The following is a 23469-nucleotide window of genomic DNA, read 5'->3' as shown; positions in this document are numbered from 1 at the left end:
GCGCCCGGCACGTCCCGGGCGCAGGTCCCACCCAGACAGCAGGAGGAGATTCCATGGGCGCGAGCCAGACGACCGGGAACGGTGCCCGTGCGGGCAGGCGGGAGTGGATCGGGCTCGCCGTGCTCACCCTGCCGACCCTGCTGGTCTCGGTCGACGTGAGCGTGCTGTTCCTCGCCCTGCCGCACCTGACGGCCGATCTCGGCGCCTCGAGCACCGAGCAGCTCTGGATCAGCGACATCTACGGGTTCATGGTCGCCGGATTCCTCGTCACCATGGGCACGCTCGGCGACCGGATCGGCAGGCGCAAGCTGTTGCTGATCGGCGGTTCCGCGTTCGCCTGCGCCTCGCTGCTCGCGGCGTTCTCCACGACACCGGAGATGCTGATCGTCGCCAGGGCACTGCTCGGGATCTCCGGCGCCACCCTGCTGCCATCCACCATGGCACTGATCAGCAGCATGTTCCGCGACCCCAAGCAGATGGGTGTGGCGATCGCCGTCTGGGGCACCGCGTTCATGTCCGGTGTCGCGCTGGGACCGGTCATCGGCGGCGCCCTGTTGTCGACGTTCTGGTGGGGTGCGGTCTTCCTCATGGGCGTGCCGATCATGCTGCTGCTCGTGCTGTCCGCGCCGTTCCTGCTGCCGGAGAGCCGCGACCCGGCGGGGGGACGGATCGACGCGGGCAGCGTCGCCCTCTCCATGGTGGCCATTCTGCTCGTCATCTACGCGCTCAAGGAGTTCGCGAAGGAGGGTCTTGAGCCGCTGGCGATCGCCGGCCTGCTGGCCGGCGCCGCCGTCGGCGCGCTGTTCCTGCGCAGGCAGCGCGGGCTGGCCGACCCGCTACTGGACCTGAGCCTGTTCCGGCACCGCTCGCTGACGGCCGCGCTGATCCTCAGCCTGTTCGTCGGTGCCCTGCAGAGCGGCACCGGCCTGCTCGTCGCGTTGCACTTGCAGACGGTCGCGGGTTTCTCACCACTGGAATCGGGGCTGTGCCTGGTGCCGCCCGCGCTGACACTGATGCTCGCCATCAACGTCTCACCGCACATCGCCCGCCGGGTACGCCCGGCCTTCGTCCTCGCCGGCGGAATGGCGATCGCCGTGGCCGGGCAGTTGATGATCGCCCAGGTGGACGCCACCGGTTCGGTGGCCTACCTGATCACCGGCGTGGCCGTCTCCTATTTCGGTGTGGGGCCCGCCGCCGCGCTGCTGAACCACCTCATCCTCGACACCGCACCCCCGGAGAAGGCCGGATCCGCCTCCTCGGTGTCCGGCACGGCGGGTGAATTCGGTGTGGCGATGGGAATCGCCGCGCTCGGCAGCCTGGGCGCGGTCGTGTATCAGGGGGCGCTGACCGTGCCCGAAGGCGTGCCGGGCGACATCGCCGCCGCCGCGGCGGAGAACGTCAACGGTGCCGTCGCCTCGGCGGGACAGGTTCCACCCGCAGTGGGGACCGAACTGCTCGACTCGGCGCGGGAGGCGTTCACCAGCGGACTGAACGTGGTCGCGATCGTCAGCGCCGTCCTGTTCGCCGCGCTGGGCACCCTCGCCGTGGCCCGGCTGCGCGACGTGCCCCCGACCGGTTCGGAGCACGGGGAGCAGTCCGATGTGGACTCGGCCGCCGTGGCGGCCCACTGATCCGGTGGCACGGCGAAGTCCACGGACCGCTAGGAGGGTGCGACGACAAGTTCGCTAGACGGCGCGCGCGCCGCGGGCAGGAACGTTTCGAAACAGTACGGCGATCGGCAATCCGCTTCGCCGGGCACAGTCAGGTGACATTCGTGGCGGACACACCGGAGTGGCCGGTCGGGACCCCGCCGGACTCGGCGGTCCCGCGGCCGGCTTCCGGGATCGATCCGATCGGCCGGGCCGAAGCTCGTCAGTACACCTTGTGCGGCAACGACAGGAAGGGAATCCACGGCATGAGTGACATCCAGAAGAAGGTTCAGGGAGCCCTCGACGACCTGGTCGAGTCCGGCGCCGAGGTCGGCGTGCAGGCGGCCGTGTACCACCGAGGGGAGCTGGTGGTGGACGCCGTCTCCGGCGTCGCCGACAGTGCGTCCGGCCGGGCCTTCACCTCGGACACCCCCGTCTACAGCACCTCGACCGGCAAGGGCGCGACCTCGGCCGTGTTGCACACGCTCGTCGAGAAAGGCGTACTCGACTACGAGACCCCCATCGCCACGCTCTGGCCGGAGTTCGGTGTGCAGGGCAAGGACAAGGCGACCGTCCGGCACGCGCTCACGCACACGACCGGCGTTCCCGGTGTCCCCGCCGAGACCACCCCCGAGGACCTGTGCGACTGGGACAAGATGTGCCGGGCGATCGCGGGGGCGGCACCGTGGTGGGAACCGGGCACCAAGACCGGCTACCACGCCCAGACCTACGGCTACATCATCGGTGAGATCGTCCGCCGGGCCACTGGTAAGCCGATCTCCCAGGTACTGCGCGAAGAGATCGCCGTTCCGCTCGGGATCGCCGACGAACTGTTCTTCGGCGTTCCCGCCGCCGAGCTCGGCAGGCTCGCGACCCTGGAGGAGGCACCCGCCGATCCGGCCCAGCAGCAGGAGGGCGGCGAGGGTGAGGGCGGTGACTTCGACATGTCCGAGATCCCGTTCTTCCGCGTCGTCGACGGTTTCACCGCGGCACCGATGGCGGCGATGCCGGACGCGACCTTCGGCAATCGATCCGACGTACTGAACGCCGACATCCCGGCAGGCGGTACCTTCTCCGCCCGCGCGATCGCCCGGGTCTACGCCGCACTGCTCGGTGATGTCGGTGGCGTGCGCCTGGTCTCCGCCGACCGGCTGGCGGAGATCGCCAAGGTGGCCATCTCCGATCAGGACGAGATCATCGGGTTCCCCTCCACGCGGGGGCTCGGGTACGACATCGGCTTCCAGATGGGGCCGCTGGACAGCCCGAACCTGATCGGCATGGCGGGCAGCTTCGGTACCGCGGCGTACGCCGACACGGAGAAGGAACTGGTCGTGGCGGTGAACAAGAACCGTGTCCATTATGGACAGTTTGACGCCTTCAATCGGGTCAGCGACGTCGTCCTGAAGTCGCTGGGCGACAAGTAAACGGTAGTCGCGCAACGGTGACGCCTGCGATCGGCCCGTCCGGATTCCGGGCGGGCCGATCGTCGTGGGTGCTGGCGGGCTCGGCATCGCGGGTCTCGGTTCCGCTGGTGGGGCGTGTCGGGGGTCGGGGTCGGGGGTGTCTGGCTCCGGGGCGTGTCGGGGTGGCCCCGGGGTTGGGGGTATCGGGGTGGTGGCTTGGGTTTCGGGCACGCCTTCGGCGCGCCGTGGGTAACTGTCGCTGCGCGGGGCGTTCGCCGTTGATGGTCACCAGCGACAGTTACCCACGGAACGGGTTTCTCGGTGCTGTCTGGTTCGGTGCGGGTGGGGTGTCGCGTCCGGCTGGGTGTGTCGCGTTCGGGTTCGTACCCCGGTTGTTGCGTCCGGTTGTCTTTCGGGGGCCTGCTTGACGGGATGGGTGGCGCTGGTCGGTTTGGTGCTGTTGGGTTCCTGGCCGCACGGGGGGCTCGGAACGCGCCGGGTGGCTGTGAGTCGCGGAGTTGACCGGCCTCATCGAGAACGGGTGGCCGCGACTGGACCCGCTCGGAAGTGGGCCGCTGGGTGCCGCCGCCTGGGGCCCGATCGACGTGGTCGACCTCGACGGCCCGTCCGGCCCGGCCACGCTGACCAGCGCGCTGCTCCGCCGAGGCGTCGGGACGCGGCGTTTGTTCCGTGCTTGTCGGGATGTGCTGCGAGAGGTTCTCGGGGATATTGATGGGCTTGTTTGCTGGGGGCTGATAAATGAATGTTCCATTCGTGGGGTCGCGTACTCGATGGTGTGATGGGAATTGTCTGTGGGTGTCGGTAGAATGGGTTCATGATCAGTGGGGGATCTGTTGAGGTTCGGTTGGCTGCGATTCTTGATATGGATTCGCGGGAAACGGTGCGGGTTGATCACGGGGGTCTGACTGGTGTTGGGTTGCCGTCGTCGCTGCGTGGGCTTCTTCGGGTGATGCGCGATGCCGAGGTCGCCCGATCGCGTGCCGAGGCTGTGCAGGTGCGAGCGGTGGCTCGGTTCGCGGCGTTGTCGGAGGAGTCGCGCGGTGTGGCTGCGGAGGTCGCGTTGACCCTGGCCACCACCGAGCATCGTGCACAGCGGATGGTGGCGATGGCGCAGGCGTTGACTTCTCGACTACCGGAAACGTTGGCTGCGTTGGACACCGGCGTCGTCGACAGCTACAAGGCATCCAAGATCGTCGATGCCACCAACCCGCTATCGGACGAGCAGGCCGCTGCCGTGGACGCGGCGATGGTGGGTCGGCTCGACGGGCGGAATCCGTCCAGCATTCGCCGCGCCGCCGTGCGGCAGGTCGCCGTGATCGATCCGGACGGGCACGCTGAGCGGGCGCGGAAACGACGTCTGGAACGCAGCGTGCAGTTGGTGCATCAGGACGACGCCATGAGCACCCTGATCGCCGATCTGCCCACCGAGACCGCCACGGCGATCTACGCACGCGTGGACCGGATCGTGAAAACCCTGCGTGGTGGTGGCGAAACCCGCACCCTGGAACAGTTACGTGCCGACGTGTTCGCCGAACTCTGCCTCGGCCACCGCACCGCCGAGACACGTACCGAAGTGTTCGTGCACGTCGCCGCGACCACCCTGGCCGGAGCCGACGACCATCCCGCCGAGCTGCCCGGTCACGGGCCGGTACCGGCCTGGCTGGCCCGCCACCTCGCCACCAACTCGGGTTCGGTGTTGCGCAAGGTCGTCACCGACCCGGTCACCGGAACCGTGCTCGACCTCGGACGTACCCGCTACCGGCCACCCGCCGCACTGGCCGAGTGGGTGAAGGTACGGGACCGGGAATGCCGGATGCCGGGTTGCCACCGACCCTCACACGCATCCGACATCGACCACACCCAGGACTGGGCACGAGGCGGCAAAACCAGCGCCGACAACCTGACCGGACTCTGCCGACGACACCACCGCCTCAAAGACCTCCCCGGCTGGCACTTCAGACAGGACGGCACCGGCGCCCTGCACATCAGGACCCCCAACGGCGACACACACCAGCCGACCCGAACCACTACGTCCACCGGACAGCTACAGGCCGCACTTCTGACGGTCCACGCGGAGACGCGACCCGAACCGGCACCGGCATACCAACCCCACGATCGGGACAGCACAACGAACCGCGCAACGGACTGCGCTGCGATCCGGAGCTGCCAGTCGCGTGCCGCCAGTCGGAAGCGCAACCTCCACCCCGTCGCATGTCGACCTACTGCGGGCATCCCAGTCGCTACCGGCGTCGTTGCCGACCTGGCCACCGCCGGCACGGCGGCAACCGCGATCGACGCGTGGACACCGCCCAGGTCCGCGACGGCACGACCGACCACGAGCCGAGGCCCGGGTGGCACTCGCGCCCTTCCGACGAAGGTGACCGTCACCGGAATCGATCCGCGGGGACGGTGGCGAAAAGGCCGGCGACCGAGCAACACCGTCCCCAGCGCAGTCAACGATCAGGACGCGACCCCTACGGCTGCACCTGTCGGCCTGCCCAGGCACCGAGGGACACCAGCGACACCACACCGATCAGGCTCGCCCGGCCGAACCGGGCGTCAGGTGTCGAGCAGGTCGGTCCGTGCCCGCTGCAGCTTCTCGTAGGATTCCAGATCCGGCACGGTCCAGCCGTCCAGGTCGTACTCGGCAAGGCACCTGTCGGCGAACGCCTTGTACCCGTCGGCCTGCCCGTTCGACAACTGCGAGAACACCAACTCCAGCCGGGTGTTCTCGTGATTGCCGGAATAATTGCGTTCGTACAGCTCGTGCCGCCCACCGAACTCCGAGCCGACGGCATCCCACAGCAGCTTCATCAACTTCACCCGCTCGACGGCATCGGCGCCCCCCGAACCCCGCAGATACTTGTCCAGGTACGGGCGAATATCCGGGTTGCGGAAGTCCGCCGAACTCGAGTTGACGTAGATCAGCGCACCGGCGACGTCCTGGTGCACGATCTCCTTGATCCGCGGGTAACCGATCTGCATGAACCAGCGGTGCGCCATCCCGTACTCCGGATTGGGCAGCAGCGCACCGTTCTTCCACGGCACCGGATTCCGCACCGCGGCATCGGCCAGCCCCCAGAACATGTTGCGCCACGCCAGAACCTCACCGAGCCGAGTCTGCACCCCGCGGAAATCCCCGGTCCCGGTCAGTTCCAGCGCCTTCATGATCAACCCCGCGATGAACTCGAGCTTCACCGCCAACCTGGTGCAACCGTGGAACGTCGCACGCTCGATCATCCCGGACTTCGCCGTGAACATCTGCGCCTTGCCGAGATGCCCGTAGACGAACACGTTCTCCCACGGGATGAGCACCTTGTCCAGCACCAGGATCGTGTCGTTCTCGTCCAGCCGGGACGACAGCGGATAGTCGAACGGGCTGCCCATCACCGCCGCCGTCGCGGCATAGGACTGCCGGCAGATCAGCTTCATCCCCGGCGCGTCCATCGGAATGGTCGCCACCAGGGCGAACCGGCGATCCTTCACCGGGATCCCCCAGTGTGCGATGAAGTTGTAGTGGGTGATGGCCGAACCGGTGGCCACCATCTTCGCGCCGCTCACCACGACCCCGGCGTCGGTCTCCTTCTCGACGTGCACGAACACGTCCGCCACCTCGTCCGGCGGGCGGTCCCGGTCGACCGGCGGATGCGCGATCGCGTGGTTCCAGTACAGCACCTTCTCCTGCGACTCCGCGTACCAGCGGCGGGCGTTGTCCGCGAACGGCGCGTAGTAGTCCGCGTTGGCGCCGAGCGTGCCGAGGAACGACGCCTTGTAATCCGGACTACGCCCCATCCAGCCATAACTCTGCCGCGCCCAACCGGCGATGGCCCGCTGATCCGCGATGAGATCGTCGACGCTCATCGGCGTCCGGAAGAACGGGTGCGTGTACCCGTCACTGCCGGTGTCGGTCGGCGCGGTCAGCACACCCCGGTTCGCCGGATCGTGCAACGAGTCGTACATGCGCGCCACCATCCGCACCGGATTGGCGAACGCCGGATGCGTCGTGACGTCCTTGACCCGCTCGCCGTACAGGTAGATCTCACGGGAGTCCCGCAGGGTCTCCACGTACTCGGATCCGGTGAGCGGCCGGGTGATCCGCCGCGGCGGCCCGGGGAACGCCGGTTCGTGCTGACCCTCGGTCATGGTGCACCTTTCCGGATAACGGGCGGCGGTCAGCGGGCTGCCCGCGCCGTGTCGTTCAGCCCCGGGCCGTCGGCCGCGGACCAGCCCGCAAAGCGGATGCGCCGCTGCTGTTCCTCCGCATCCGGTATGAGGTCGCGGGTCGCCAGCCGCAGCAACGGTGGCGCGAGCAGGGAGGTGACGATCGCGACCAGCACGATGATCGTGAACGTCGCCGTGTTCAGCACACCGATACGCAGGCCCGCCAAGGCGATGACGACCTCGATCATTCCCCGGGCGTTCATCGCCACCCCGAGTGCGATTCCCTCGGTGTGACTCAACCGCCCGGCCCTCGCGCCCAGGTAGACGCCGCCGAACTTGCCGAGGATCGCCACCAGCAGCACCGCGATCGCGGTGAGGAGCACCGTCGGCTCGGCCAGCAGCGTGATGTCCATCCGCAGGCCGATGCCGGCCAGGAACACCGGAGCCAGCACGGCCAGCACGATGGTCCGCAGCGGCGCCAGCTTCGCCGGATCGGCGAACCCCAGCACCGTGGCCCCCGCCACGAACGCGCCGAACAGCGCCTCCAGCCCGATGGCCGCGGTCGCCGCGCTGTAGGCCAGGATCGTCACCACGGCGACGGCCACCGTCGGTCCCGCCTCGGCGTGCCGCGAACTCGCCCGCAGCGCACGACGTACGACCGGCCGACCGATCAGGAACGCCGCCGCGAGGAACACGACCAGGTACCCGAGCGTCTGTGGCAAGGTCGCACCCGCCGCGCCCCCGGTCGCCAGCGCGGCGACCACGGACAGCAGCAGCCAGCCGACGGTGTCGTCGAAGAACGCCGCCGCGACCGTGAGCTGACCGACCTTGCGGTGCATCAGATCCAGCTCCAGCAGGATCTTCGCGATCACCGGGATCGCCGTGACGCACATGGCGACCCCGAGGAACAGCGCGAACACCCCACGGCCCACACCGTCCGGCACCAGCGAGTCCGGCACGACGTACCCGGTGGCGAAACCGCAACCGAGCGGTACCACCAGTCCGCACACACTGATCCACATCGCCCGCCCGCCGTGCTTGCGGAACACCGAGCTGTCCAGATGTGCCCCGGTGATCCCGACCAGCAGCAGCACCCCGACCTGACTGAACGCGTCGAGCAGATGTGTCTGCGCCGGATCCTGCGGGAAGAGCCACGCGCCGAGCTGCGGCGCGAGATTGCCCAGGATGGTCGGTCCCAGCAGGACCCCGGCCAGCAGCTCGCCCACCAGCGCCGGCATCCCCAGCCGTTTGGCCAGCCTGCCGAGTACGACACCCGCCAGCAGCAGCGCACCCACCTGCAACAGGAACACCAGCAGCGAATGCGTGCCAAGCGGGGGCACCGGGGCGGGCGTCACCGTGCGTCCACCCCTGCGCCGTCGTCGCGCACCCAGCTCAGGCCGTCGGCCGAGGCGGACAGACCACCGGGGGTGATCGAACGACCCTCACCGGCCTGGGAACCGACCAGGGCGCGCGCCTGCAATGCCGTGCCCTGTTCCAGCAGCTTCCCCGCCGCCGCACCGATCACCGCCCCGTCGGCGTGCTCCTCGGCACCCGCCACCATCCGCGTCATGTCCCGCGTGCCCGCCGCGATCCGCTCGGTCGCCGTCCCGCCGCCGTCGAACTCCCCGGACGAGACGCCGCCGACCAGCTCGACGAACGCCTCGATGTCCGAGCCCGCCGAGTCGGACAACTTCCTGGCCCGCCAGAAGTACGAATCCTCGGACTCGTGCATCTCGTAGAAGCCCACCAGGAACTCGTAGAACAGGCCGTACTCCCGGCGATACCGCTGCTCGAACTCCTCGAACGCCGCCTGCTCACCGATGCCCTCGCCGGCACCCTCGTCGCCGGCCTCCAGGCAGGCGTTGATCGACCTGGCCGCGAGCAGACCGCTGTAGGTGGCCAGGTGCACTCCGGAGGAGAACACCGGGTCGACGAAACACGCCGCGTCACCGACCAGCACCATGCCCGGGGCGAAGAACCTGGTGTTGCAGTACGACCAGTCCTTGCGGACACGGAACTGCCCGTACGGCCCCTCCGTGACCGGGGTGGCCTCGGCGAGCATGTCCGCGATCAGCGGGCAGCTCTGCACGAACCCGCGCATCGCCTTCGCCGGATCCCCCTGAACAAGGGAGGCCGACTCCTGGTTCACCACGGCGCCCACACTGGTGATCTCGGGCGTCAGCGGGATGTACCAGAACCAGCCGTTGTCGAACGCGACGCTGAGGATGTTGCCGGAACTCGGTGCGGACAGGCGCTTCCCGCCCTCGAAGTAGCCGAACAGCGCCAGGTTGCGGAAGAACGTGGAGTACTCACGGCGGCTGTCCGCGGCGGCGTAGATCCGGCTGGAGTTACCGGAGGCGTCCACGACATAACGGGCGCGGGCCTCGTGCACCGCCCCCTCGGCATCGGTGTACCGCACACCCTCGGCGCGGTCCGCCGACTTCAGCACGTCGGTGACCGTGCACTGTTCGGACACCTCCACGCCGTGCTTGCGGGCGTTCTCCAGCAGGATGTGGTCGAACTTCATCCGCTCCACCTGGTACGCGAACGAGGTCGGGCCCGCCATCCTGCGGGACACGGCGAAGTCGAAGGTCCACGGTTCCGGATTGGCCCCCCACTTGAACGTTCCGCCATGCTTCACGGTGAAACCCGCGTCCCTGAGCTCCTCGTGCACGCCCAGCAGGTGCGCGATGCCGTGCACCGTCGCCGGCAGCAGCGACTCGCCGATCTGGTAGCGGGGGAAGCTCTCCTTCTCCAGCAACAGCACCCGGTGTCCGCGCTTGCGCACGAGCGTGGACACGGTGGACCCCGCCGGTCCACCGCCGACGACGATCACGTCGTACTCCTGCCCTGAATTCACGGCTCCTCCTGATGAGTTGTGTCGTTCGCGCACCATGGCACGGACCATCCTCAGTGGAGGGTCCGCGGCTCACGGTTCCGACGTGGCGCGGTACGGGGTGTGCTCGCTGTGGCCGGGTCAGCTCACGAGTGCCTGCTCAACGTCCTCGGGCCCGTTCTCCCACTGTCCGCTGTAGAGCTCGAACTCGAGCGCCTGCCCGTCGATCGCGGCGTACACCTCGGCCAGCGCGAGCCGGGCGGCGGCCCGCACGGCAGGCACCTCGCAGGAGGCGGCGAGGTCGCTCAGCAGTTCGTAGCAGTCGCGCAGTTTCTTCTCCTGCGCGGCGGGGAGGTCACTCTGAACGTTCGTCATGGAAACGTGCCGCCTTCACTTCGAATCGTGGCAAGCTGCCCGGGGCCGCGAACTCGACCTCGGGCCGGAGTCCGATGATCCGCTTCATCGCGTTGCTGATGCGCTCGCCGAGAGCGGCCAGGTCGCTGCCGGCGTCGCCGTTCGGTTCCACCCGCAGCACCACGGTGTCCAGACCGCGCACCGTGCGCAGGTTCGTCTGGAACTCGTCCACCTCGGGGAAGCCGCGCACCACTTCCTCCACCATCACCGGGGTCACCGACACCCCGCGGATCTTGCGCATGTCGTCGGCGCGGCCGAGGATCCCGCGATCGAGGTAGTCCCACGTCCGTCCGCAACCGCACTCGTGCCACGGCCGCTTCACCACGAGATCCTCGGTCCAGTGCCGGAAGAGCTGCATGCCCTCGCGGCCGATACCGGTGGACACGCGCACGCCCTGCTCGCCGTAACCGACGGGCTGCCTGGTCTCGGGGTCGAGGACCTCCTCGATCACCGCCGACTCGATGATGTGACAGCAGCCCGGCCGGTGCGGGCACTCGAACATGTTGACGGTGCCCAGTTCCGTCGTGCCGGCGGCGTTGAACACCCGGGCGCCGAAGCCGTTCGCGATCGCCTGCGTCGTCAGATCCGAACGCGGTTCGCCACCCGCCATGATGATCCGGACGTTGCCGTCCCTGGCGAGATCGACGCCCATCTCGCGGGCCGTCTCCAGCAGGCGCATGGCGTAACTGGGCGTGCAGCCCAGGACGTCGATCCGCAGATCGATCAGCAGGCGGACCCGGGTCTCGGAGTCGAGGCCGCCGATCGGCACCGCCTGAGCGCCGATGCGTTCCAGGGCGTAGTGCATGCCCCAGAAACCGACGAAAAGGCCGTAGCCGAAGGCGACCATGCCGCGGTGGCGTGCGCGCACGCCCATGCCGTACAGGGCCGTCGCGTACACGTCGACCGACCAGGCCCAGTCGCGCGCCGTGTCGAACGAGCGCACCGGTGGGTTTCCACTGGTGCCACTGGTCTGTGAGTGCCGGATCGCCAGCGCCGGATCGGTGGAGGGCAGGATCCCGTACGGTGGCGCGGTTTCCTGCGCCGCGATCAGGTCCGACTTGTACACCAGCGGAACCCGCTCGAAGTACTCGTCGAGGGAGCCGATGTTCTCCGGGATGCGTGCGCTCCAGAACGGCGACCGGCGGGCGAGCCGCAACGACTGCCGCAGTTTCCGCCACTGCCACTGACGCAGCTCCTCCCTGGGCATGGTCTCGGTACGGGGATGCCAGTACTCGGCCCCCGCCACCGGTTGAATCAGTTCCAGCGTGGCCATCAGCGTCGCCCCCTGAGAAGGTCCGCGGAGTCGGCATGCTGGGGCCGGCCGGCCGGACCTGCCTCGACATCCCGTGTGCTCGTCACCGCATCATCGTCGCGGCCCGCCGGACGCCGTGGCATCTCCCCGTGTGCGCTCCGGGACAACGGCACCGCGCACTCCGGGAGATGCGGCCGGACGGCTGCCCGGCCGACGCTGGAATCAGGCGTCACACCGATGTCCGGGCCCTGACGGCGGCGGACATCGCATCGCAGCCAAGGAGGCAACACCGTGTCCGCACCGCCGACCATCGTCGCGATCAACGGTTCCGAACGAGACGGCAACACCGCCGAGGTGCTCCGGCATGCGGCCGCGGTCGCGGCGGCGCGCGGTGTCGTGCTCGAGTCCATCGACCTCCGTACCGTGCGGATGTCCCGGTGCGGTCCGTGCGGCGACTGCAACGACCGGCTCGTGCGCTGCGAACTCGACGACGACGTCGCCTCCGTCGTGGACCGGATGATCGCCGCCGACGGCGTCATCTACGCCGCCCCAGTGCATGGTTTCGGCTCCGCCTCACTGATGCAGGCGTTCATCGAACGTGCCGGAGTGGGCTACCTGCGATTCGACCGGCCGCTGAGCAATAAGGTCGCCGGGGTGATCTCCGTGGCCCGCCGCTACAGCGCCAGCACCATCACCGCGCAGCTCACCCTGAACGCGCTGCTGAACCGGATGATCCTGGTGGGTGCCGGCTTCCCGGCGGAAGTACAGGCCCTGCACCGCGGCGATGCCGCGAAGGACGCCGAGGGGCTGACGAACGTGAGCAGGCTCGTCGACCGGATGATCGACATGATCGAACTGCTGTCCGAGCATCGCAGGCTCACCGGCCGGGAGGACGTGTTGTCCGTCGCCGACCGCAACGAGCGCGTCGGGCTCGCCCTCAACGACACGGCTCCGCTGTGACCGCGGCGGACGCCCGGCCCCCGTTCGCCGACCACTACGCCGCGGTACTGCGGGATTTCCGTGACGGGAACATGACGGCCACCTCCCGCGATGCGTGGCGGCGGGAGCGGCTGACCACGGTACTGCGGCACGTGAGCGCGCGATCTCCCTTCTACCGCAGGCACTTCGACGGCGTCGACGTGGACACGGTGACTCCGGACGACCTGCACCGGCTTCCCTTCACCACGAAGGAGGACCTGCGACGGGAGAAGTACGAGGTCATCTCCGGCGACATCGCGGACGCGGGCATCTTCTACGAGACGACCGGCACCACCGGCGATCCGACGCCGTGCCCGCGCGGCCCGCGCGACATCCTCACCAGCAACGCCTTCGTCGAGGAGTCGTGGCGACGGCTGTTGCGCGCGCGCTACGGCGACCGGATGCCCGTCGTCGGCCTGATGGGCCCGTCCGAGCTCTACGCGTTCGGCGACGTGTTCGGCGCCGTCACCGGCTCGCTGGGCGCGTGCCACGTGAAGATCTGGCCGGAGTCGCCCCGGGTCGGATTCCGTAAGGCACTGCGGCTGATCGAGGAGCTGGGCGTCGAGGTCATCGTGTGCGCGCCCGCGCTGTGCCTGAGCCTGGCCAAGGCCGCGCTTCACCACGGCTACGACCCGGCCCGGTTGCCGGTGTCGATGTTCCTGGTGCTGGGCGAGATCTGCACCCGGGAGTTCGCGTCGAACGTCACCTCGCTGTGGCCGGGGGCCGTCGTGCATCCGACGCTGTACGGCTCGCAGGAGGCCCTGTGTATCGCCACCGGCGCGGTGACCGGTGAACTGCACCTGTCGGAGCTGAACTACCTGGTGGAACTGATCGACCCGGACACCGGGGAGGTCCTCGGCGACACCGGACAGGGCGAGCTCGTGCTGACGATGTTGATCGACGGCAGCAAGCCGCTGATCCGCTACCGCACCGGTGATCTGGTCCGGATCGCGCCGCCCGCACCGGATCCGGCGCTGCCCGGCCCGGTCGTCGAGGTGCTCGGCCGCGTCGCCGACCGGATCCGGCTGGGCGGTGCCGTACTGCGACCCGCCGAACTGGAGGCCGCGGTCCTCGGCGGGGTCCGCGGCTGTCTCGGCTACCAGATCGTCGTCGACCGGCGGCCGGACGGCACCGACGAGGTCACTGTCCGGCTGGACCTCCGGCCGGACGAGCCCGGCGATCCGGACGCCACCGCGGCGGTGACCGCGCGGCTGCGCGCACTGACCGGACTGGCCTGCGAGATCGTCGTCGACGCCGAACTGGACCCGGTCACCAACACGGGCGCCTTCGTGAGCTGGAAAGCCGCCCGCATTCTCGACAACCGGGCCGAAGCCGACGACGCGGTACGGGTGGCGAGAGAGGTCGCACACCGGTACGCCATCACGACGTGAACACGGGGGACCGGGCATGACGATCGAGAAGCTGCAGTCCGTGCCCGCCCGTCCGGCGCGGCGTGTGCACGTCGAGACGGCCAGGCTGCCCGCTCCGTACGTGGACGCGCTCGCCGGGTACCGGGCGCTCGCCACCCGTTTCGGCGAGGACGAGGTCTACCTGCTGGAGTCGGCCGCCGGTCCGGCCGGCGATCGCAGGCACCAGTTCGTCGGCTTCGGTGAGCTGCTCGCGGTGTCGGTGACCCGGGAGGTGGTGCGGATCGACGGTGTCCCGGCGTTACGCGAGATCGTGCTCGGTGCGCTGGAACCGATGCTGGACACCACGCACGGGGACCACCGGTTGCGTGCGTCCCGGGACCTGTGGCACGTTCTGCGCGCCGTGCGGGCGGTGTTCGACTCCGAGGGGGACGCGTCCCGGTTCCGGTTCGGCTTCCTCGGCTACTTCGGCTACGACGCGGCGCGGTACGTCGAGGACCTGCCGTACCTGATTGACACACCGTCGGACATGCCGGACGTGCAACTGGTGCTGCATCAGGGATGCGTGGTGACCGACCTGGCGGCAGGCACGGCGGAACTGCTCGTGCACCACTCGGCCGACTGGCCCCGGCTCGACCCCGCGACGGTGCGGGCCCTGCTGGCGGACGCCGTGCCGGCCACCGGTCCGGACGCGGGCCCGTTGCCCCCCTCGTCGGTGTCCGACGACATCGACGAGGATAGTTACCGCGCTGTGGTCGACCGCTGCATGCGCCACATCCGGGTCGGTGACGTCTACCAGGTGCAGATCGGTCACGAACTGACCGTCACCAGCGAGATCGAGCCGGTGCGGGTGTACCAGCGGCTCCGCGAGCGTAACCCGTCGCCGTACATGTACCTCACCTCGATCAACGGCAGCACCGTGGTCGGGGCCAGCCCGGAACTGTTCGTACGGGTCGAGGACGGCACGGTCGTCATGCGCCCGATCGCGGGCACGATCGCGCGCGACGGCGCCGACGACGAGGCGGCCGCCCGCAGGCTGCGCGAGGACCCCAAGGAGATCGCCGAGCACACGATGCTGGTCGACCTGTGCCGCAACGACATCGGGCGCATCTGCGAACGTGACACGCTCGACGTTCCGGACTACCTGGACGTCGAGCGGTATTCCCACCTGCTGCACCTGGTGTCCACTGTGGAGGGGCAAGTCGCCGAGGGGGCGGACAGCTTCGACGTCATCGCCGCGCTCTTCCCCGCGGGCACCATGACCGGCGCGCCGAAGATCAGGGCGATGGAGATCATTGAGGAACAGGAGTCCAGTCGCCGCGGGCTCTACGCGGGCACCCTGGGCTTGATCGACGTCGGCGGGTATCTCAACCTGGCGCTCTGCATCCGCACCCTGATGCACCGCGACGGCCGCTACACCACTCGGGCCTCGGCGGGCATCGTCGCGGATTCCGAGCCCGGCCGGGAATGGGCGGAGACGCTGACGAAGTCGGGCGCCGCGTACTGGGCCGTCACCGGACGGGAACTGCGGTGAGGCGACACCGGCCGCCCCACCGAGGCCGGCGTCAGTCCACGGTCACCGGCAGCAGGTCGTGCCCGCGAACCAGCCACCGGTCCCGGTACACGTCACCACCGGCCCCCCGGACATCAGGGAAACGCCGCAGCAGCGCGGGAAACGCGATCTGCGCCTCCATCCTGGCCAGTACGGCACCGAGGCACAGGTGCATCCCGCCACCGAAGCTCAGTGGTCTGCTCTTCCGCCGGTACGGGTCGAAGGTGGCGGCGTCCGGGTAACGGGCCGGGTCGCGGTTGGCGGCGGCCAGTACCAGCAACACCTTCGTGCCCTCCGCGACCGGCGTGCCCATCAGGTCGAGGTCGGCACCCGCCCACCGGCTGGTCGCCTGCACCGGCGGCTCCAGCCGGAGCGTCTCCTCGACGTACCCCGCCGCGATGTCCTCGCCACCCGTACGCAGCGCCTGGGCGTGCCGCGGCTGGTCGAGGGCGAACCGGAGGCCGTGGCCGAGCAGATGCGTGGTGGTGTCGAAGCCCGCCACCAGCAACAGCACCAGATTGCCGACGAGTTCGTTCTCGGTGAGCCGGTCGCCGTCGGACTCGCGCGCTTCGGCGAGCGCGCTGATCAGATCGCCGGCCGGCCGCCGTCGCCGGAACTCGACCAGGTCGAGGAAGTACGCGGACAGTTCGTCCATCGCCCGGTCCGCACCGGCCAGGCGGGACAGGGTGCTGATCCCCTCCAACGCGACGGTCACCTGCGAGGACACCTCGCGGAACCAGTGCTGATCCCGTTCCGGCACACCGAGAAGCTCACCGATCACCGCGACCGGCAGGCGAAACGCGAACTCCGCCATGAAGTCGATCGGGTGCCCGCCGTTCGTCAGATCCGCCATCCGATCCAGCAGACGGCCGGTGAGTGTCTCGACGGCCGGGCGCAGGGCGCGGATCCGGCGAGTGGTGAAGGCTCCCGTCATCAGTGCGCGCATCCGGTGGTGGTCGGGTGGATTGGTGTACAGCATGGAATCGGTGAACCCGCGCATCGAGGAGTGCTTCTGCCAGCCGGGGTGCCGGCGGTCGTGGCTGTGCTGGTCCTGCACCAGCAGCAGGGGTTCGCGCAGTGCGCGCGTGCACTCGGCGTATCCCAGCGCGACGAGCATCCCCGCATCGGCGCGGACCAGGTTCCCGTGTTCGCGAAGCCGTTCGTAGACGGGATACGGGTCCCGCCTGCCCGCTGGGCCGACGAGCACGGCGATGGCCTCGGCGGGCGTGCTCAATCGCGTCGTCATCGGCCCCGCCTCGCGGTGCCACCTGCGCGGAGTTCGATGACGGTGCTGACCCCGGCGGCGTACTCGGCGCGCGGGAGGAGGCCGGCCGCCCCCGCCAGGGCGGTGAGCTCGGCGGCGTCGCGTTCCTTGCCGCCGTAGTAGGCCAGCATCCGCAGGTCCATCGCCGTGCCGGGGCGGTCGCCCGCGGCGCCGATGCGCTCGATGACGAAGACGGAACCGCCGGGACCCGCGGCCTCGGCGCACCGGCGCAGGATCCGCATGGCCGGCTCGTCGTCCCAGTCGTGCAGGACCGAGGACAGCAGGTACCCGCCCGCGCCGGGCGGCAACGAGTCGAAGAAGCTGCCGCCGACGACCTCACCACGATCGTCCACATCGGACTCGATGAACGCCCGCTTGGCGGACTCCGCGGTGTCCGGAAGGTCGAGTACCGTCACCCGCAGTTCGGGGAAGGCGCTCAGCAGTGCGACGGCGAGTGTGCCCGATCCGCCGCCCACGTCGACCACGCTGCCCAGCGCGCCCCAGTCACGCGCGCCCACGATTCCCGCCGACCGGCTCCGTGTCAGGTCCGTGCCCATGCTCTCGGCGAAGGAGCGCGCACGTGCCGGTTCCGACTCCAGGTCGACCCAGAAATCCCGTCCGTACAGTCGAGGGAACGCCGCGGCCCCGGTGCGGACGCTGTGCATCAGGTGCACGAACGACAGTTCCGCGCGGCCCACGGCGCTCTCGGTGTCGAGCATGGCGCGTATTCCGGACGGGTGGTCCGATCGCAGGCACTCGCCCGTCCCGGTCAGCGCGTACTCGCCGGACTCGTTCTGCCGCAACACCTCGTGCGCGGCGAGGTGGCGCAACACGCGGCCAAGCGCGTCCGGGTGCGTGTCCGTCGCTTCGGCGAGCCCGGGCACGGTGGTCGTGCCCGCCGCGATGAGATCGGCGATGCCGAGGGTCGCGGCCACCCGCACGGCCATCGGCGTGGCGAGATGCGCCATCCTCCACAACCGCCGGTCCGGCTCGTCTCCGCCCACGGTTCCTCCCTTTCCCGGTGGATGTCCGATCGTCCGTCCGCGACGCGGCCGGCCGCTTTCAGCGTCGCAGATGTCCTATTAGTCGTGTTCTCGGTAATTGCTTCCTCACCGCCGCGATGGTCACCGGGGAGACGATCCGCGACGCGGAAGCGTGCCGGCGCATCCCGGCAGACAGGGAGACGTCCCAGTGATCCGCCTGGGGCACGCTGAACCGGAACCGCGGGGCCACGGCGTCCGGCCGCGGGGCGGATGCCGTGGTGCCGGAGTCCTGCCGAGGGCACCGGGCGCGGCCGCCGTCCGAGCGAACGACCAAGGAGCCGGTGTGCGAATCCTCGTCGTCGACGCGTTCGACAGTTTCGTCTACATCCTGCGCCAGTACCTGATGTCGGCCGGAGTGCGGCCGGTGATGGTGCGGTCCGGTGACATCGCGGCCGGCGACGTCCGGGCGATGCGGCCCGACGGTGTGCTCCTCGGCCCCGGGCCCGGTCATCCCGCCGAGTCCGGGCACGTCGAACTGGTCCGCGCACTCTCCGCCGAGGTGCCGATATTCGGTGTCTGCCTCGGACACCAGGCGATCGGGATGAGTTTCGGTGCGACCGTGGTTCCCGCGCGCAGGCTGATGCACGGGAAGACCAGCCGGATCGCGCACGACGGCCTCGGCCTGTTCGCCGGCATGGTGGACTGCTTCCAGGCAGCGCGGTATCACTCGCTCGTCGTGGTCGAGGACACCGTCCCGGCCTGTCTCGAGGTCACCGCACGCTCGGTCGACGACGGGTACGTGATGGGGCTGCGGCACCGCGAACTTCCCGTCGAATCCGTGCAGTTCCACCCGGAGAGCGTCTGCACGGAGGACGGCATGCGGATGATCGGCAACTTCGTCGCGTCCTGTGCGGCGTTCCCGAGCTGGGGCGTGCCCGCCCGGCAGGACCGGCTCGGCGCCGCCTGAACGCGGTGCCGGCGACCAGCACTCCGGCGGCCGGGAATCCGCGTCGGCACGGAGTTGCTTGGTATACAACGAGATCGGGGCCGGGTAGGCGATTTGCCCGCCCGGCCCCGAGCAAACGGCTAGGCGGCGGCGCGAGCGTGCTCCGGCCGCGCGGGCAGGTCGGTCACCAATGCCCGGTCCGGAACGTAGCGGCTGGTGGCCACCACGGCCGCGCCCCAGCCGACCAGCACCGTCACGACGACCCCCGCCATGAACCACCCGGAAGCGCCCTGCTGGTCGGTGTAGGTGGCCAGGGACGGGGTGAGCCCGCCCAGGATCGCCGTGGTCAGCGAGTGCGGCAGGCCCACCCCGAGCGTCCGCTGCTCGGGCGGGAAGATCGCACCCAGTACCTTCGGCGAGACGGCCGTGAGGCAGCCCATGTAGATGACGCCACTGCCGTAGGCGAGTACGAGGGTCAGGAAATCCCCGTCGATGGTCAGGTAGGTGTAGGGCCCGATAAGCAGGAAACCGATGTTGGTGAACGCGAGAAAACGTGGCACGCCGACGCGGTCGGCCAGCATTCCCAGCGGAACCTGCACGAGGACGGTGATGCTGGTGACCACCACGATGACCCAGAACATCTGCCCCGGCGGCGCCAGCCGGTGCCCCATCGCCGGGACCGCGGTCGTCCAGATACCGATCACCGCGGTGAGCCCGGCGACGAAGAGCACCACCAGCAGCACCTGCCTGCGGTACGAGGTCAGCACCCGGCGCATCGAGCCGCGCGACTCCTTGCCGCGCACCTCGCGCTGGAACACCGGGGTCTCGGCGAGGCGGTTGCGCGCGATCAGCAGGGCCACGCCGAAGATCGCGCCCAGCAGGAACGGCACGCGCCAGCCCCACTCGGCCATGCCCTGCGGTCCCAGCCACGCGGACAGCACGCCACCCAGCAGCGAGGCGACGAACGCGCCGCTCGCCGCGCTCAGCGAGAACAGACTGCCGTAGCGCACCTGCTTGTTCTCCGGTGCCAGCTCGCGCAGATAGATCACCGCGGCCGGCCACTCACCTCCCGAGGAGAAGCCCTGCGCTGCGCGCGCGGCCAGCAGCAGCAACGGCGCCGCGATACCGATCTGCTCGTACGTCGGGCATACGGCGATGACGGTGGAGCCGGCGGCCATCAACGCGATCGACAACATCAGGGCGGGCTTCCGGCCCCGGCGATCCGCGACGATGCCCAGCACGACGCCGCCGACCGGGCGCAGGAACATTCCCACGGCGAACACCGCGAACGCTCCGAGCAGCGAGGTCACCGGATTCGACGAGGGAAAGAACTCTGCGGCGAAATACGGTGCGAACAATCCGAAGGCGAGCCAGTCGAAGTACTCGACGAAGTTGCCGAAAACGGTGGCCAGAAGCGAGCGACGATGCAGGGAGGCCGAATCGCCTCGCGCGCCGGAAAGGGTCATCGGGACTCCTTGGTGTGGATGAACGTCCGCGTGCCGTGCCGTCTGACACGGGGTGTCGAATCGCGCGACACGACGTGCCGTATCGCGCGACACGACGTGCCGTATCGCGTGACACGGGGTGTCGTATCGCATGACACGACGGGAGGCCGCGGTACGTCGACGAACTGCGGATCGGGTGCGCGGCGGCGGCCCTCGTGTGCGCCAGCGTGTCATGATCGGCGACGGCGACCGTCCTCGTTTCTGCTCTGCCTGCCTTCCCGAATATCCCTGGTGCACAAGAGAAGTCGTGCGCGTTCCGGTACGTACCCGGCTCACGGTGCGCGCCGGAACGCGCACGCTGCGGATCCGCAGGCCACAAGATGATCCGCGGCGCCCGCCGGTGCGACAGTTCTCCTCGCGCGGAATCCCGTGCTCGGAACAATCGTCGACGCGTGTGCCCGAACTCGTCCGTCGATGCCGTGTGAGAGGTGGAGGAGTCGGCGATGCGCCCATTCCGGATCGAGATTCCACAGGCCGACCTGGACGACCTGGTGCGCAGACTGGGGGACACCCGCTGGCCCGGCGAGTTGCCGGGAATCGGCTGGGAGCGCGGGGTTCCGGTGGAGTACCTGAGAGAACTGGCGGAGTACTGGCGGACCGAGTACGACTGGCGTGCGGCCGAGAAGCGGCTGAACTCCTTCCCGCAGTACGTCACCGAGATCGACGGGGCGAACGTGCATTTCCTGCACGTCCGCTCCACCGAGCCAGGGGCGACCCCGCTGATCCTCACCCACGGCTGGCCGGGCTCGGTGGTGGAGTTCCTCGACATCATCGGGCCGCTGACCGATCCGGTCGCGCACGGCGGCGAGGCCGCGGACGCCTTTCACCTCGTCATCCCGTCCATCCCCGGGTACGGATTCTCCGGGGACACCGGCGAGACCGGCTGGGACGTGCCGCGTGTCGCCCGCGCCTGGGCCGAGCTGATGCACCGGCTCGGCTACGACAGGTACGTCGCGCAGGGCGGCGACTGGGGCAAGGTGATCTCCCTCCAGCTCGGCCTGGCCGACCCCGCTCATGTCGCGGGTGTGCACCTGAATATGCTCGTCACGTTCCCGCCCGCCGACGATCCCGGCGCGATCGGTGCCCTCGGCCCGGACGATCTCGCCAAGCTCGAACACTCCGGACGGTTCGCCGAGGACGGCCTCGGCTGGCAGCGAATCCAGGCCACCCGCCCGCAGACCCTCGCCTACGGGCTCACCGATTCACCCGCCGGCCAGCTCGCCTGGATCGTGGAGAAGTTCCGCGAATGGTCCGACTGCGACAAGTCGCCGGAGGACGTGATCGACCGCGACGCCATCCTCACCGACGTCACGATCTACTGGCTCACGGCCACCGCCGGATCCTCCGCGCAGCTCTACTACGAGAGCGCGCACACCAGCACCGACTTCGCGGCCACCTGGGGCGGCCCGTGGCCGCTGGAGATGCCTGTCGGCATCGCGGTGTTCCCGGGCGACGCGACCCGCCCGATCCGCGACTTCGCCGACCGGGCACTGCCCACGCTGACCCACTGGACCGAACACGAACGAGGTGGGCACTTCGCGGCGCTGGAACAGCCCGCCGCACTCGTCGAGGACATCAGGACGTTCACGCGGACCCTCCGGTGACCCACTCCAGCCACGGAGACGCGGACCGTTCCACGGTCGGTGCTGTCCACAACGCATGTGATCAAGATGGGAGAACGTGATGACGACACCAGTTGTCGCGGCCGGGCGTGACGCGCGAGCCGGCGGCACGAAACGCGACGGACGACTCGAGGGCCTGCGCGGGTACCTGGCGATGGCGGTGGTGGTGTACCACGTCGCCTTCCAGGCGGGCACAGCCAGCTTCATGGAGGAGTCGACGAGAAGCTTCTGGACGACTGCGATCGACGGGCTCTCCGCCTGCCTGCCGCCGTTCTTCGTCCTGTCCGGGTTCTTCCTGTACCGGCCGTTCGCCAGGGCGATCCTCGGTGGGACGCCGAAACCAGCGGTGCGGCCGTTCCTGTGGCAACGGGTCGTCCGCCTGATGCCGGCTTATGTGCTGGTGGCCGTGGTCGCGTTGCTGACGCTGAACTTCTACGCGATAGACGGTTTCTGGTACGTCGCGAGGCCGTTCCTGCTGTTCCACTTCTACTGGCCGGATGTTCCCTGGGTGACCGGGATCGACCAGACCTGGACCGTGCCTGCCGAGTTGCTCTTCTACCTGATCCTGCCCGCCTTCGCGATCCTGGTGACCCGGTTCGCCCGCGGCGCCGTCGACGCGGCGAGCCGGACCCGCCGGATGCTGGTGCCGCTGCTGCTGTTCGTCGTCGCCGGGTTCGCCTGGACGATCTTCACCAACCTGCCCGCCACGCAGGAGATCGTGACCTCGTTCAACATGTGGTACTGGCCGTTCGGCTACTTCGACGCGTTCGCGGTCGGTATGGCGCTGGCAACCGTGTCCGCCTACGCCCAGGTGACCGGGCGGACCCCGCGGTTCTTCCAGGTCGTGGCCAGGCACCCGAACCTGTGGTGGCTCGGCGCGCTCGCCGCCTACCTGCTGAACATGCCGCGGCTGTTCGGCACCCCGGGCGTCGGCAACTATCTCGGGCAGGAACTCACCATTCACGTGCTGGTGCTGGTCTTCTCGGCCTGCCTGGTCATTCCGCTGACCGTTCCGGGGGTGCGTTCACGGCTGATGGACGGGACGCTGGACAACCCGCCGATGCGGTTCCTCGGCCGGATCTCCTATGGCATCTACCTGTGGCATCTGATCCCGATCACGCTGTGGCTGGAACAGGGCAACCTGTTTGGCAACGTACCGCTGTCGTCACCGGAACTGCGCGGCACCATCGGGTTCTGGGCGTTGCTGATCCCCACTGTCATCGGCACGGTCATCGCGGCCGCGCTCAGCTACTACCTGCTGGAGCGGCCGATCGCGCGGTGGGCACGGCGACGGCAGGATCGGCGAGCCCCGCGGTCCGTGCCGGTCACCGAGATCACCGAGATCACCGAAGCCGCCCGGCCGGTGCCGGAACGTACGCCGGTCTGATCACCAGCACCGTGGCCCGCGGGCGCGTCGTCCCGGAACCGGGAGGCCGCCCGTGGGTCACGGCAACGCAGGAGACGCCATCGGTGACCGGCCGGTGGCACGCTCGCCGCGAGCGCGGAGCACGCCGCC

17 protein-coding genes are annotated in these 23469 nt (G+C 69.3%); 9 read left to right on the top strand and 8 right to left on the bottom strand.

The genetic code is table 11. The features are described 5' to 3' along the window. Positions 1-53 precede the first annotated feature (53 nt). The 3 genes from CFN78_RS17335 (at position 54) to CFN78_RS17325 (ending at position 5678) form a co-directional block, all read left to right on the top strand. Entirely contained in the window at positions 54-1631 is a 1578-nt protein-coding gene (locus CFN78_RS17335; protein WP_094863868.1) for an MFS transporter, read from the top strand. A gap of 284 nt (positions 1632-1915) precedes the next feature. After that, positions 1916-3073, top strand: a complete 1158-nt coding sequence (locus CFN78_RS17330; protein ID WP_094863991.1) for a serine hydrolase domain-containing protein — start codon at positions 1916-1918, stop codon at positions 3071-3073. Positions 3074-4076: 1003 nt separating this feature from the next. Continuing rightward, entirely contained in the window at positions 4077-5678 is a 1602-nt protein-coding gene (locus tag CFN78_RS17325) for an HNH endonuclease signature motif containing protein (RefSeq protein ID WP_240519515.1), read from the top strand. Here CFN78_RS17325 and CFN78_RS17320 read toward each other — a convergent pair. The 5 genes from CFN78_RS17320 to CFN78_RS17300 form a co-directional block, all read right to left on the bottom strand. Further along, positions 5633-7216, bottom strand: a complete 1584-nt coding sequence (locus tag CFN78_RS17320) for a 4-hydroxyphenylacetate 3-hydroxylase family protein (RefSeq protein WP_094863866.1) — start codon at positions 7214-7216, stop codon at positions 5633-5635. The genes CFN78_RS17325 and CFN78_RS17320 overlap by 46 nt on opposite strands. A gap of 29 nt (positions 7217-7245) precedes the next feature. Beyond that, positions 7246-8589, bottom strand: a complete 1344-nt coding sequence (locus CFN78_RS17315) for a cation:proton antiporter (RefSeq protein WP_094863865.1) — start codon at positions 8587-8589, stop codon at positions 7246-7248. Next, a complete protein-coding gene (locus CFN78_RS17310; RefSeq protein WP_240519514.1) occupies positions 8586-10094 on the bottom strand; it encodes a tryptophan 7-halogenase in 1509 nt (502 codons plus the stop codon). Before CFN78_RS17310 ends, CFN78_RS17315 begins: the two co-directional genes overlap by 4 nt. Positions 10095-10211: 117 nt before the next feature. After that, a complete protein-coding gene (locus CFN78_RS17305; protein ID WP_094863863.1) occupies positions 10212-10445 on the bottom strand; it encodes a DUF6052 family protein in 234 nt (77 codons plus the stop codon). Continuing rightward, positions 10426-11757: a phenylacetate--CoA ligase family protein gene (locus CFN78_RS17300; protein ID WP_094863862.1), complete on the bottom strand. Its 1332-nt coding sequence runs from the start codon at positions 11755-11757 to the stop codon at positions 10426-10428. The genes CFN78_RS17305 and CFN78_RS17300 overlap by 20 nt, the downstream gene beginning before the upstream one ends. A gap of 270 nt (positions 11758-12027) precedes the next feature. Between CFN78_RS17300 and CFN78_RS17295 the strand changes: the two genes are divergently transcribed. From CFN78_RS17295 to CFN78_RS17285, 3 genes are read left to right on the top strand one after another with little or no spacing between them, the layout of a single operon-like run. Continuing rightward, complete coding sequence (locus CFN78_RS17295) at positions 12028-12696, top strand: flavodoxin family protein (RefSeq protein WP_094863861.1); 669 nt, start codon at positions 12028-12030, stop codon at positions 12694-12696. Further along, the gene (locus tag CFN78_RS17290; RefSeq protein ID WP_205660549.1) at positions 12693-14105 is read left to right on the top strand and encodes a phenylacetate--CoA ligase family protein; all 1413 of its coding nucleotides are present in this window, start codon (positions 12693-12695) and stop codon (positions 14103-14105) included. Before CFN78_RS17295 ends, CFN78_RS17290 begins: the two co-directional genes overlap by 4 nt. Positions 14106-14121: 16 nt before the next feature. Next, a complete protein-coding gene (locus CFN78_RS17285) occupies positions 14122-15615 on the top strand; it encodes an anthranilate synthase component I family protein (protein ID WP_094863860.1) in 1494 nt (497 codons plus the stop codon). Positions 15616-15646: 31 nt separating this feature from the next. On the opposite strand, the gene CFN78_RS17280 is transcribed toward CFN78_RS17285, so the two are convergent. Both CFN78_RS17280 and CFN78_RS17275 read right to left on the bottom strand, forming a co-directional pair. Continuing rightward, complete coding sequence (locus CFN78_RS17280) at positions 15647-16879, bottom strand: cytochrome P450 (RefSeq protein ID WP_094863859.1); 1233 nt, start codon at positions 16877-16879, stop codon at positions 15647-15649. Beyond that, complete coding sequence (locus CFN78_RS17275; protein ID WP_205660548.1) at positions 16876-17901, bottom strand: methyltransferase; 1026 nt, start codon at positions 17899-17901, stop codon at positions 16876-16878. Before CFN78_RS17275 ends, CFN78_RS17280 begins: the two co-directional genes overlap by 4 nt. A gap of 322 nt (positions 17902-18223) precedes the next feature. Between CFN78_RS17275 and CFN78_RS17270 the strand changes: the two genes are divergently transcribed. Further along, positions 18224-18847: an anthranilate synthase component II gene (locus tag CFN78_RS17270; RefSeq protein ID WP_094863857.1), complete on the top strand. Its 624-nt coding sequence runs from the start codon at positions 18224-18226 to the stop codon at positions 18845-18847. A 119-nt stretch (positions 18848-18966) separates the two neighbouring features. Here the strand turns inward: CFN78_RS17270 and CFN78_RS17265 are convergent, their stop codons facing one another. Beyond that, positions 18967-20292, bottom strand: a complete 1326-nt coding sequence (locus CFN78_RS17265; protein ID WP_094863856.1) for an MFS transporter — start codon at positions 20290-20292, stop codon at positions 18967-18969. Between the two features lie 482 nt (positions 20293-20774). Here CFN78_RS17265 and CFN78_RS17260 point away from each other — a divergent pair, with 482 nt between their 5' ends. Together CFN78_RS17260 and CFN78_RS17255 are read left to right on the top strand one after the other, a co-directional pair. Continuing rightward, positions 20775-21935: an epoxide hydrolase family protein gene (locus CFN78_RS17260; RefSeq protein WP_094863990.1), complete on the top strand. Its 1161-nt coding sequence runs from the start codon at positions 20775-20777 to the stop codon at positions 21933-21935. Between the two features lie 79 nt (positions 21936-22014). Next, positions 22015-23340 (top strand): acyltransferase family protein, encoded by a 1326-nt coding sequence (locus CFN78_RS17255; RefSeq protein WP_094863855.1) that lies wholly within the window; start codon positions 22015-22017, stop codon positions 23338-23340. Positions 23341-23469 lie beyond the last annotated feature (129 nt).

It is taken from the genome of Amycolatopsis antarctica, assembly GCF_002262875.1.
In the GTDB taxonomy this organism is placed as follows: Bacteria; Actinomycetota; Actinomycetes; order Mycobacteriales; family Pseudonocardiaceae; genus Amycolatopsis; species Amycolatopsis antarctica.
The sequence above is the reverse complement of the archived record's forward strand: the minus strand, read 5'-3'. Positions and strand labels throughout refer to the sequence as shown.